This window comes from Sulfurovum sp. (assembly GCF_015493435.1).
Taxonomy (GTDB): Bacteria; Campylobacterota; Campylobacteria; order Campylobacterales; family Sulfurovaceae; genus Sulfurovum.
In genome coordinates, this window is the sequence record NZ_WGDD01000014.1 from 61,484 (window position 1) to 74,252 (window position 12,769).

At 45.0% G+C, this 12,769-nt stretch carries 10 protein-coding genes; 6 read left to right on the forward strand and 4 right to left on the reverse strand.

Features of this window, described 5'->3' with window-relative positions:
* Position 1 precedes the first annotated feature (1 nt).
* Together F8L24_RS02630 and F8L24_RS02635 are read right to left on the reverse strand one after the other, a co-directional pair.
* Entirely contained in the window at positions 2-442 is a 441-nt protein-coding gene (locus F8L24_RS02630) for a hypothetical protein (RefSeq protein ID WP_294951466.1), read from the reverse strand.
* 101 nt (positions 443-543) lie between these two features.
* Positions 544-2,985 carry a DUF2672 domain-containing protein gene (locus F8L24_RS02635; protein WP_294951467.1) on the reverse strand — a complete coding sequence of 814 codons (2,442 nt, stop codon included), beginning with the start codon at positions 2,983-2,985 and terminating at the stop codon, positions 544-546.
* A gap of 213 nt (positions 2,986-3,198) precedes the next feature.
* Between F8L24_RS02635 and thiI the strand changes: the two genes are divergently transcribed.
* The 6 genes from thiI (at position 3,199) to F8L24_RS02665 (ending at position 9,147) form a co-directional block, all read left to right on the forward strand.
* Positions 3,199-4,659 (forward strand): tRNA uracil 4-sulfurtransferase ThiI, encoded by a 1,461-nt coding sequence (thiI, locus tag F8L24_RS02640; RefSeq protein ID WP_294951469.1) that lies wholly within the window; start codon positions 3,199-3,201, stop codon positions 4,657-4,659.
* A gap of 80 nt (positions 4,660-4,739) precedes the next feature.
* A complete protein-coding gene (gene sufB, locus F8L24_RS02645) occupies positions 4,740-6,179 on the forward strand; it encodes a Fe-S cluster assembly protein SufB (protein WP_294951471.1) in 1,440 nt (479 codons plus the stop codon).
* Entirely contained in the window at positions 6,176-6,937 is a 762-nt protein-coding gene (sufC, locus tag F8L24_RS02650) for a Fe-S cluster assembly ATPase SufC (protein ID WP_294951473.1), read from the forward strand. The genes sufB and sufC overlap by 4 nt, the downstream gene beginning before the upstream one ends.
* Positions 6,934-8,127 carry a SufD family Fe-S cluster assembly protein gene (locus tag F8L24_RS02655; protein WP_294951476.1) on the forward strand — a complete coding sequence of 398 codons (1,194 nt, stop codon included), beginning with the start codon at positions 6,934-6,936 and terminating at the stop codon, positions 8,125-8,127. Before sufC ends, F8L24_RS02655 begins: the two co-directional genes overlap by 4 nt.
* Complete coding sequence (locus F8L24_RS02660; RefSeq protein WP_294951478.1) at positions 8,124-8,543, forward strand: SufE family protein; 420 nt, start codon at positions 8,124-8,126, stop codon at positions 8,541-8,543. Before F8L24_RS02655 ends, F8L24_RS02660 begins: the two co-directional genes overlap by 4 nt.
* Before the next feature lie 97 nt (positions 8,544-8,640).
* On the forward strand, positions 8,641-9,147 hold the full coding sequence (locus tag F8L24_RS02665) for an iron-sulfur cluster assembly protein (protein WP_294951480.1): 507 nt from the start codon (positions 8,641-8,643) through the stop codon (positions 9,145-9,147).
* 18 nt (positions 9,148-9,165) lie between these two features.
* On the opposite strand, the gene F8L24_RS02670 is transcribed toward F8L24_RS02665, so the two are convergent.
* Positions 9,166-9,897, reverse strand: coding sequence for a SprT family zinc-dependent metalloprotease (locus F8L24_RS02670; RefSeq protein WP_294951482.1), 732 nt, complete (start codon positions 9,895-9,897; stop codon positions 9,166-9,168).
* A partial coding sequence (locus F8L24_RS02675; protein ID WP_294951483.1) for an HsdR family type I site-specific deoxyribonuclease occupies positions 9,890-12,769 on the reverse strand: 2,880 nt, incomplete at its 5' end. The genes F8L24_RS02675 and F8L24_RS02670, both read right to left, overlap by 8 nt.

The window sequence follows — 12,769 nt, forward strand, 5'->3', positions numbered from 1 at the left end:
CTTATTTTATATAGGTACAGTTTCCCTTGCTGATATCAAAGTGAAACAGTTCTTTTTTGCTTTTTGCACTGAGATAGCGGTAGACGATAGTGATGTCCGCATCCAAAAAACGTTTGGAGGTATGGCATACACCCCGTGTGACTGCTTTCTGCATGCGTGTCCGGTCTTCTTTTTGTACCGCTTCATCACTTTTGGCCCCGGTATTTATCTCAAAAATATAAATCAGGCTTTCCTGTTTTCCTTCAATTTTCATCAGTGTTGTGTACTGATCTATTTTTTGGGGTAAATCTTTTGAGAGTTCCTCGCTTGCCATTTTGACGATGGTTCTGTTCTGCTGCTGCATTTTTGTCAAAGGAAGTTCTTTCTGCATTATTTGCTGTACGGCAAATCCGGCCTGGGTAAAAAGCAGTGTTCCCAATGCTATTGTCAATATTTTTTTCATTTGCATCTCCGTAGTTAGTATGGTTCCTGCTATTTTAGCGCTATTGTCTTTTGAAAAGTTTGATATAGGTCATCTGACTTTGATGTTCCTGTGTACTCAATTCAGCAAATATCAAAACATTTTTTCTCTATCTGCTCTGCCAGCATGGGTCTGCCATAGTAATACCCCTGCATATTGATACAGCCATGTTTCATAAGAAAATTTTTCTGTTCTTCATTCTCCACCCCTTCTGCGATCAGTTTGAGATGAAGACTTTTGGCCAGAGCAATAGTTGCTTTGATGATGGCGGCATTCTCTTTGTCCTCTGGAATACCGTGCGTGAACGACTGGTCTATTTTCAGTTTGCTTACAGGCAGGCGTTTCAGGTAGCTCAGGGAAGAGTACCCTGTACCAAAATCATCAATGGCGATCTTGATACCCATCGATTGTATCTGCTCAAGCCGTTCGATCGCCTCTTCAGGCTTTTTCATCATTTGCCCCTCTGTCACTTCAAGCTCAAGCCATTCGGATTTAAAACCGATACGATCGAAACATTCATTGATGATTCCGATAAAGTGCTCATCCGTGAGCTGCCGTATGGACAGGTTCAAGGCAAGGACTCCGGGGTTCAGCCCCCTGCCGTACCACTGATGTATCTGTTTCATGGCTGTACGCATGACCCATCTGTCTATCTCAATGATCAGTCCGGTATCTTCTGCAAGCGGAATAAATTTTTCAGGCAGCAGCAGGCCCAGATGCGGATGTTCCCATCGTATCAGTGCCTCCATTCCTATCATCATGCTGGTTTCCGCATTGACCTGGGGCTGATAATAGAGTATGAATTCTTCATTTTTGATCGCCTGCCGCAAACTGGCTTCCATAACCACGCGTTCATATGCCAGAACAGTCATTTCTGCTGAATAGAACTGGAAGTTGTTTCGGCCCTCCTCTTTGGCTTTGTACATCGCTGCATCGGCATACTTGACAAGATCATTGGCATTCTGGGCATCCTGCGGATAGAAAGAAATACCGATACTGCAGGAGATGTAGAGCGTATGCCCGTCTATGTGCATCGGCTGGCCCAATACAGCCTGTATTTTCTGGGCCAGTACAGAGACTTGCCGGATCTCCTCGAGATTTTCCATAATGATGGTAAATTCGTCTCCTCCCAGCCGTGCCAGCGTATCCTCTTTGCGTATTTTTGCTTTCAGCCGTTCCGAAACGACCACAAGTACTTTGTCTCCTATCTGGTGTCCCAGTGAATCATTGATCTGCTTGAAATTGTCCAGGTCTATGAAAAAGAGCGCCAGCCTGCCGAGATGACGTTCTGCCAGTTTAAGACCGTGTTCGAGCCTGTCGCCAAAAAGTGTCCGGTTGGGGAGTCCTGTCAGACCATCATGATGTGCCTGGTGGTGGAGGATGTTCTTCTGCCTTAAAAGTTCAAGTTGTGCTTTTTTCTTATCGGAAATATCTCTCACAACCGTATAGATGACATGACGCTTGCCAAGTACGATAGGTGTCAGCGTCACTTCTGCAAGAAATTCTTCGCCATTGGCCCTGCGGTATACACATTCGAACTGATACCCGTTGTATTGTTTCGCCAGTGCGATCATTTCTTTTGATTTTTCATAAGAGTTCCTGCCGTCAGGCTGGAATTTGGGGACCATGTCGCTGTAGTGCATATTGAGAAGTTCTTTTTTGGAAGGGTATTTCAATATTTCCACCATTTTTTCATTGCACTCGATGAAGGTTGAACCGTCAACGATAAGGATACCGTCAGAGGACTTTTCGAACAGTGTTTCGAACGTCTCTTTCTGTTTTTTGATTTCATACGTTTTTTTTGCTATATCTCCTTCCAGTTTATGCATGTATTCCACCTCTTTGAAGCGAATACGTTTGATCAGAAGATAAATGATAAGCAAAAGAAGAAGATACATCAGCACGGCACTCAAGAGTGATTTGAGAAAATTGTCGTAGAGGCCGGCAAAAAGGTCACTGTCTTTGATCTTGATATGCATAATACCGCGTATTTCGCCGAGCTTGTAATTGTATGCTGTAGCATATCTTTTGCGTATACTCGGGATTGCATTTTTACGCTTGCCGTGGCAGCGCAGACAGGTTTTTTCTATATAGATGGGTTTGAAATAGCTGAATGTACCCTCTTGTTCTATGAACCTGTATTTCACTTCGGGATGTACCTTGAAATACCCGATCATTTGTTCTTCAAAGTCGTCAACCCGGTTCGCCGGGTTTCTCGGCCGGTCAGAAACAGTACGTATCGTGATTTCCCCCTGGACTTTCGAGGTAAATCGTTGACTGATCTCGGTAAGTGTTTTTACAGGAAGCAAATTTAATGTTTTGTCTGTGATGGCAATATGTTCACGCAGAAAGATATCCTGATAGGTTTTCCGGAAGGCGGAAACGAATTCGGCAAGAGAACTGCTTTCATGCAGTACAATGAGCTTTTGTGTATGGTTTATCTCCTTGTACTGCTCATAGGTCCGGTAAAACACTACAACGAACAACAGTGCTGCGAAGAGAACGAAAAACTTCATACTTTTCATAATGGACGTTCCTTCCGTCTTTCATAAAAATAAAGACAGTATGCTATTTTAGCATATATTTTTTTTATTTTATAAAATAAGTATAAATAAAAATATATAAGCGGAAGGATTTGTCCGCTATGGTGCAACGGACAGGCGGGGAACGGGAAACGCATAGGATGATAATACTCTTGTGATATAATACTGTCCAATTTAACTGCAAGGATACAGCGCGTGAGCGATAATGAGCTAAAAACACAAAAATTCATTCTTAAACTCTTCCCTGAGATCATGGTCAAAGGTGCATCGGCCAAAAAACAGATGGTGCAGCAGCTCTACAGCAACCTTCAAACACTTCTGCATGACATAGACGAAACGGTTGCCATCAAAAAGTTCTCTGACAAGATCGAAGTGGTCACCCCTGTCACGGTGCTTGAAAAAGTACGCAATACCCTGCTGCACACACCGGGTATCGAGCAGGTACTCGAAGCACTGCAATTCGATAAAATGGAAACGCTTGAGCAGATCAAAGAGAAGGTCTGTGAAGTGGCCGCACCGGATATCGAGGGTAAAAGTTTTGTAGTGCGTGCCAAGCGTACCGGCAGCCATCCCTTCAATTCTTCCGAAATGGAGCGTGTCATCGGCGGCTATACACTGGCACACAGCAATGCCGACAGAGTCGATCTGCATACCCCCGAAGAAACGGTACGCATCGAACTCATTAACAACCAGCTTAATATCATTACCCGTAAATATGCCGGGCTGGGCGGGTTTCCCATCGGTACACAAGGCGATGTGCTCTCTTTGATGTCAGGCGGTTTTGACTCGACCGTAGCCAGTTACCTGACCATGAAACGCGGCATCAAGACCCATTTTATTTTCTTTAATCTCGGCGGTGCAGCACATGAAATAGGTGTCAAACAGGTTTCGCTCTACCTCTGGAGCCGTTACGGCGCTTCCCATCCGGTCAAATTTGTCTCCGTTCCCTTTGACAGTGTCGTTGAAGAAATTTTCCGCTCCACAGCCGAAACCTACATGGGGGTTACGCTCAAACGTCTCATGCTGATGGCCGCAGAAAAAATTGCCGATGAAATGAACATCGATGCGCTGGTCACGGGTGAAAGTGTTGCTCAGGTCTCCAGTCAGACACTGAGAAACCTCGCACTCATCGATCAGGTGACGAACAAACTGGTACTGCGTCCGCTTGCCACCTTCAACAAACCGGAGATCATCAACATCGCCACAAAAATCGGCACACGCTATTTTGCCGAGAATATGCCTGAGTACTGCGGGGTCATCTCCAAAAACCCTATCATTCACGGTTCTTTCAAACGGATGGAAAGAGAAGCAAAGCGTTTTAACTACGAAGTACTTGATAAAGCAGTGGAAGATGCCATCAGTATCGATGTTCGGGACATCGTGGAGGACGTGAGCAAAGCGGCACCGGTCGAAGTGGTCAAGGACCTTTCCTCCGATAACTACACCGTCATCGATATACGTACCGACGCTCCCTGCATCCGGACAGAGTGCGAAAGCATACAGATCCCTTTTCACAAACTCAAGACTGAGTTCAAAAAACTGCCCCAGGACAGAGAATATCTGCTCTACTGCGACAAGGGCATTATGAGCCAGCTGCATGCCCAGTACCTGCGCGATTCGGAAAACAGAGAGAATGTCAGGGTTTACAGGCCGTAGCCGGACTTAAACTTCGATTAAACTATCTGTGCTATAACTATAAAGTTAAATAGGACAAAATTTATCCTAAAGGAGCCTGTATGGCAAACGAAGAACTCAACAAAGCCGTTTCCGGTGACTATTCACTCGGTTTTGAGATCGATATCGAAACCGATGTTGTCCCTCCCGGCCTGAATGAAGATACGATCAAATTTATTTCAAAAAAGAAAGAAGAACCCGAATGGATGCTTGAGCTCAGGCTCAAAGCCTTGAAGAAGTGGCAGACGATGGAAGAACCCCACTGGGCTCACCTGAGCTATGATCCTGTAGACTACCAGGCCATCTCCTACTATGCTGCCCCCAAACAGGGCATAGAAAGTCTTGACGAAGTCGATCCCAAGATCCTTGCCGCATATGAGAAACTGGGTATTTCCCTGGAAGAGCAAAAACAGCTTGCCGGTGTAAAAGTAGCGGTAGATGCGGTGGTTGACTCGGTATCGGTCAAGACCACTTATTCCGAAGAACTGCAAAAGCACGGTGTAATCTTCTGCTCCATTTCCGATGCCATACGCGACTACCCGGAACTGATTCAGAAATATATGTTCTCGGTCGTACCGATGGCGGACAATTATTTTGCAGCACTCAATTCAGCTGTCTTTACCGATGGAACGTTTGTGTACATCCCCAAGGGTGTACGCTGCCCGATGGAACTCAGTACCTATTTCCGTATCAACGCACTCAACACCGGACAGTTTGAACGGACGCTCATTGTGGCAGACGAAGGGGCCTACGTCAGTTACAACGAAGGCTGTTCCGCACCGACACGTGACGAGAACCAGCTGCATGCTGCCGTGGTCGAGCTTGTGACCATGAAAGATGCAGAGATCAAATACTCCACCATCCAGAACTGGTATCCGGGTGACGAAAACGGCAAAGGCGGTATCTACAACTTCGTGACCAAGCGCGGTCTGTGCAAAGGAGACAATTCGAAGATCTCCTGGACACAGGTGGAAACCGGCTCGGCCATTACCTGGAAGTACCCTTCTTGCATCCTGAAAGGAGACAACAGTGTGGGCGAATTCTATTCGGTCGCTGTTACGACACTTGCCCAGCAGGCAGATACCGGTACGAAGATGATCCACCTCGGGAAGAATACTTCTTCGACCATCATCTCCAAGGGTATTTCGGCGATGAAAGGGCAAAATACCTACCGTGGTCTGGTCAAAATAGGTTCGGATGCCGCAGGTGCCCGAAACTATTCGGAGTGCGATTCTCTGCTCATTGGGGACAAATGCGGTGCGCATACTTTCCCCTACCTCGAATCAAAAGACACACAAGGACAGATAGAGCACGAAGCAACTACGTCAAAGATCAGTGACGAACAGCTTTTCTACCTGCGACAAAGGGGTATCAGCGAAGAAGATGCCGTCTCGATGATCGTACACGGATTCTGCAAAGAGGTATTTTCGCAGCTCCCTATGGAGTATGCGGTCGAAGCAAAAGCATTATTGGAATTAACATTGGAAGGAAGCGTAGGATGAAAACAGTATTGGAAATAGAGAACGTACATGCAAAGATAGGAGAAAAGGAGATACTCAAAGGGTTGAACCTCAAGCTTGAGCCGGGGAAAGTGCATGCCATTATGGGGCCGAACGGTGCGGGAAAGTCAACCCTCTCCAAGACTATTGTGGGACATTACGATGTCACACTCACCGGGGGCGACATACGCTACAAAGGCAAAAGCATCAATGATATGGAGCCTGAAGAGAGAGCCCTTGAAGGTATCTTCCTCAGTTTTCAGCACCCCGTGGAGATCCCGGGGGTCAACAATGCCTACTTCCTCAGAACGGCGCTCAATGCCAAACGCAGACACGAAGGCAAGGAAGAGCTCAACGCAGCCGAATTCCTCAGGCTGATGAAGAGTCACCTCGAAATGCTCGGCATGAAATCGGATATGATCAGCCGTTCGCTCAACGAAGGCTTCTCCGGCGGTGAGAAGAAACGCAACGAGATCCTTCAGATGCTTATTCTTGAACCCGAAGTGATCATTCTTGACGAAATAGACTCCGGACTGGACATCGATGCACTCAGGGCGGTTTCCGAAGGGATCAACAAGATGAAGGACGGCAAGCGCTCTTTCCTGGTCATCACGCATTACAGCCGTATTCTGGATTACATCGAGCCTGACTATATCCATGTACTCAAAGACGGGCGCATCATCAAGACTGCCGGGCCTGAACTTGTAGAGCAGCTCGAAGACAAAGGGTATGAATCTATCGAAGAGGACAGTGCGTCATGACACCGGACACACTAAGAAACAAAAGCGTAGAGGAACTGGCTGTCCTGCTGGGGACAGATGTCCGGGAACCACAGCTTAAAAAGCTGCATGACCTTGGCCTTCCGAGCAAAAAGAGCGAAGCCTACCGTTACTTTGACATAGAAACACTGCTCTGTAGAGAGTATGCTCTGCTCGATTATATTCCCAAAGCTATTCAGGAGAGTGACCATGTCGAGATCGTGGACGGTACCGTCGTTTCTGCCCCCAAAGGTATGCGTATCTTCTACGAAGCGTGCAAACATGTGGAAATGGAGCATTTTGACCCGCTCTACTATCTTGGCCACCTGCTCTCGCCGCATGTCATCACGATCGAGATAGACGGAGATGCCCATGTTGAGATCGTACACCGATTTACCCGCAGCAATGCACTGATCAATTACCGTATCTCTCTTGAGAACCAGAGCAACAGACATGCCATCGTATATGAAAGATTTGAAGATGATGCGGTCAGAGATACGCTTGTCCTTTACGGTTATGATATGCGGATCGCCCCGAACAGCACACTCAGGGTACTGAAAACACAGACATTGCATCCTGAGAACTATGCGATGGTCGCTTCACATAACGTTCATGTTGAAAGAGAGGCGAATGCCTTGCTGAAATCTTTTGATTTCGGCGGAGGGCTGGGCTTGCAGATGCTCAGGATCGTGCTGGAAGACCATGCCCATGTCGAAGCGGGGCATTTGCTCTATCTCAACAGTGAATCCCGACGCGGTACTGTCTCACAGATCATCCACAAAGGAGAGCATGCCACTTCTTCCCAGGAAGCTAAAAATATTCTCGATGGACATTCCCGCGGGATCTTTGATGCACTCATCAGGGTGGATCATTCGGCAAAGTACAGCAAAGCCCACCAGAATTCCAAAGCCGTACTGCTCGATGAAAGTGCCTATATGGCTGCCAAACCGCAGCTTGAAATTTACATCGACGAACTGGAAGCTTCTCACGGTTCAACAACAGGACAGCTGGACAAAAAACAGCTCTTTTACCTCCAGTCACGCGGTATTTCCGTTACTGAAGCGAGAAAAATGCTGGTCATTGCCTTTGCCAATACGCTCATAGAGAAAGTCAAAGACAGCCGCCAGCAGGAGCGTATCAAGGAAGAGTTTGAAAAAGCTTTTTATACCGTACACAAAAAGGATGCATCATGACCATGGAAGAAAGGGTAGCTGCCTATAAAGAAGATTTTGATCTTTTCCCTACCGCCAATGACAAGCTCGAATATATCTTCGATCTGGGGAAGAAGCACACGACACTTCCCGCAGAAGAAAAAAATGATGAAACCTTTGTGGAAGGCTGTGCTTCTGCTGCATGGCTTGTCGGCGAATGCCGTGACGGCAAACTCATCCTTCGGGGAGAAGGCACTTCTGAAATGGCCAAAGGAATGCTGACACTCCTGCTGGATATTTTCAACAACCGTACACCCTATGAGATACTGAATTTTGACCCGGCGAAACTGCATGAGATGGGCATCATCGAACTGCTTTCTCCCGTCAGGCAGCAGAGCCTTGAAGCCTTTTTGAACATGGTATATGCCTACGCCAGAAAATGCAAAGAAGCAATGTAGGGTGCTGTCCTCCGAGAGCACCGGGAATAACGGAAAAATGTATATTACGGTGCCGTGAGAACACAGCACCCTGCGCAAAACACAATGGAGACAAGCTATGAAAGACCCAAATGATATAAAAATAGACGATATTCCGACCACAGCCGAAGAGATGAAAGCTTACGAAGAAAAATTCGGCAAACAGGAAGAAGCACCCAAGTCTGAAGTCAAAAAACCGACCGAAGCAGAGATCAGAGAACGGATGGATGAGACTAAGCGTGCCTTTCTCGACAAAACCCCCAGTGATGAAGAGATGAAAGAAATGGTCATAGAGGAACTCAGAAAGATCTATGACCCGGAACTGCCGGTAAACATTTACGATCTGGGGCTCATTTACAATGTCAAATGCTGGACAGATGAAGTGACACTGCTCAAACGCTGCGAAATCACCATGACACTCACTTCGGCAACCTGTTCTATGTCCGATGTGATCGTCGACCTTGTCAAAAGCATCAGCAAGCGCCTGGAATATCTCGAACATGTCGATGTGGACATTGTTTTCAATCCGCCGTGGGATCAGAGCAAGATGAGCGACGAAGCCAAGCTGGCGATGGGGATGCTTTAACTGAAGATCATACAAAGGTCAGAGATTTTTCTCCAGCCTTTCCTTTCGTCTTTTCCAATCCGGCATAATAAGGTCAAGATAGTTGTAAAATTTCATACTGTGATCAGCATGCACCAAGTGAGCCAACTCATGAAACACCACATATTCTATGCACTCAGTAGGCTTCTCTATCAGTTTTAGATTGAGATTGATATAACTTTTAGAGGGGTTACAGCTTCCCCACCGAGTCTTCATCTCACGTATACGTACCGTTTCAATCTCTTGTTTGACAATAGGCTTATACTTTTCAATCGCTTTCATAAAGTGTATTTGAGCTTTTTGACTATACCATGCACGCAAGAGTCTCTTTTTTCGTTCAATATTAGCCGTATCCTTCACAAAAACTTGCAAATAACCTTTTTGAAGCTTTACACCCTCCTCTTTACTCTCTATCACCTTAAGACGGTAATTTCGCCCGAGATAACGAAAGTTCTCTCCACTTACATACTCTTTTTCATGTTCATCTCTATGGGCATCAAAAAAAGCAATCTTCTTATCGATCCAGTCAGCTCTTTTTTTAAGTACATACGCTATATCTCTTTCGTTACTATCAGTAGGAGCTGTAAGTATTACCTCTCCACTTGGTTTGACTTTGAGGTTGATATGTTTGACATCTTTTTTTATAATGACAATCTTCGGGGACGCGACTTCAGTCGCGTTTGTTTCATGTTTTTCATCAGCGACTAAAGTCGCTGCCCCTTTCCTAGTCATAATTATTTATACCTATCTGCTGTATGGTTGCCAGTAGTTCATCAGTATTAGTGAACTTTAGACCATACTTATCTTCCATCTCCCAAAAAAGATCATCTATCTGTCCTTCTATCTTGTTACGCATATCAGAGTTATTTTTCCAGTCAGGTTTCTTGGATGCTTCTCGGAATATCTCTACTATCTTCATTACCGTTTGTGTGAGCAGATCTTCTGCTGCTTCTGATGCCTTTCCTGCATACCATAGAGGTGCTTCTGCCACCAAGATACGCTCATCCACATTGTTCATCGCTTCGCTAAAACGCTCTTCCAAGTTATCATAAAAAGCTCTTGCATGGATATTATGCTTGATACTCTCTGGGTAGCTTGACTCTTCTTCAGATTCATTTTTAAGGAGTAAATCTCGTATCTCTTTCGCGTGCTTAAGCTTCTCCTCTTCGGTCAGTCGTTTCTCTCTATACTCTTCTATGATCTCCTGTATGCGTTTAGAGAGCTTATCGTAGTACGCAGGGTTGCTCTCACGCTTTTCAGTGATAACTGCTGTTGTGGCACTCAGTATGCTGTCTGCTCTGGCATTATCCCCTACCACTCTTTCTAATTCTGCTTCAAACTCTTCATCAAAGATGTTTACCAGTTTCGTCAACTGATTCACTTCATCTGCAGAGATAAACGTATCAAGTAGTTTTTGCATCTGCTTCTCATACTTCCCAAAATCTACTTGTTCATGGTAACGTATGCGTATCGCTTTGCGTAACTCTGCATAGAACTTCATCTTCTCTTTGTAGTTTGCTATTTCTTTATCGCTAAAGACTTCACTTATCTTGTCACTGGAAAGTGCCAGCTTTAATGCTCTGGCATAATGCGAGAGATAATCATAAAAAAGTTTACGTTTCTCTTCGTCTGCCAAGTAGACTTCATAGCTCTCTTGGTCTTGCTTATTCTCCACTTCTTTAAACAGTTCTTCCAAATACTCATAATAGGTTTTAACCCTAGCTATCTCTTCTTTTATGTCAAACACTGCCCCTGCAATGTCCTCTTCATCAAAATCAGCCAGTCCGGAGTAGTCATTAAGTGCTTTATCCAAGTCACCAAGCAATCCACGGTAATCTACAATAAACCCAAAGTCTTTCCCCTCATACAGACGGTTTACCCTTGCTATGGCTTGTAAGAGGTTATGCTCTTTAAGCAATTTATCTATGTAAAGTACCGCAGCTCTTGGTGCATCAAATCCTGTAAGGAGTTTGTCTACCACGATGAGAAGTTCTATCTCTTCACCATTGATAAACTCATCTTTGACTTTATCTAAATACTTCTCTTCATCCCCATACTTCTTCATCACTCTTGACCACTCTTCTTGGATAAATGCTCTGTTTTCATCATCTACCTCAGAGTGTCCTTCTCTGCTGTCAGGTGCAGAGATGACAAATGCCGTGCGTATGTCTCCCATCTCCTCAAAGAGTTTATGGTACTTGATGGCTTCATACTTAGAACTTGTAGCAAGCATGGCTTTAAAGTCTGTACCTTGCAGGCGTTTGCGTACATCTTCGTTGATGTCTAGCATAATCATCTCAAGCCGTCTCTCGCTAGAAGCCACTTTTTGAAACCTTGCCCACTTCTTTTTCAGGTCAAGCACTTGCTCTTCTTCTAAGTGTCTAGCTATCTGCTCAAAGCGTCTGTCTAGTCCTTTTTCATCGTTCACCCATTGGTCTACCAGTCGTCCTTCATAGAGTAGTGGCAGTACAGCTTTGTCTTCCACGGCTTGGTTGATGGTATAACGATGTATCTCTCCACCAAACTTAGCAAAAGAGTTCTTCTCTCTTCTCATAAGTGGTGTCCCTGTAAAGCCAAGGTAACACGCTTCAGGAAAGACTTTTTTCATCGCTTTATGCATATCTCCACCCTGTGTACGGTGCGACTCATCTACGAGTATGAAGGTATTTGGGTCATCAAATGTGACGTTCTCATTTTTAACCTTCTCAAACTTATGTATGAGGGTGGTTATAACAGACTTACCAGACTGCAACAACGCTACCAAATCTTTACCAGACCTTGCCCTTACAGCTTTAACTTCGGAGTTATTAAAAGTGTCATGTATCTGCTTATCCAAGTCTTTTCTATCGGTTACTATGATGACTTTAGACCCTACTATGCTTCGTTTGATGACCTTTGCCAACATCACCATAGTCAAAGACTTACCAGACCCTTGCGTATGCCAGATGAGTCCACCTTGTCGTCTACCTGTATTGTCAAGCTTACCTATACGCTCCATGATGCTCTCTATGGCAAAATACTGTTGATACCGTGCTATCTTCTTCACCTTGCCATCAAAGATGACAAATGAGTGCAACAACTCCACCATACGGTGTTTTTCAAAGAGTGCATAAACAGTTTTATCTAACGGTGAAGGTGTACGGTCTTTCACTACAGTACTCAAGTCTACATCTTTTTCTTTCCAAACGGCATAAAACTTTTTAGGTGTGCCTGTTGTTCCATACTGTGGGGAGTGGTTGTTTCCTGCAAGTGTTATCTGTACATACTTAAAAAGGTTGGGTATCTCATGGCTGTCTTGATTGCGTAACATCTGAGAGATGCCCTCTTCTGTACCTCGTGAAGCTTTTTTAAGCTCTATTACCCCAAAGGGTATACCGTTTATGAACAATACTAAGTCAGGTCGTCTAGTCTTTGTTTGCTCCTGTTGTCTCACCCTATCTACCACAAACTCTTCTGTGACATGAAAGACGTTATTTTCAGGGTTTTTGTAGTCTATATAATGCAAAGAAAAGCTCTTCTTTACCCCATCTATCAGCTCTTCACTATAGGAGTTCCCCAGCAGGAGTTGGTCACTTATCTTCTGATTGGCAGTCATAAGCCCTTC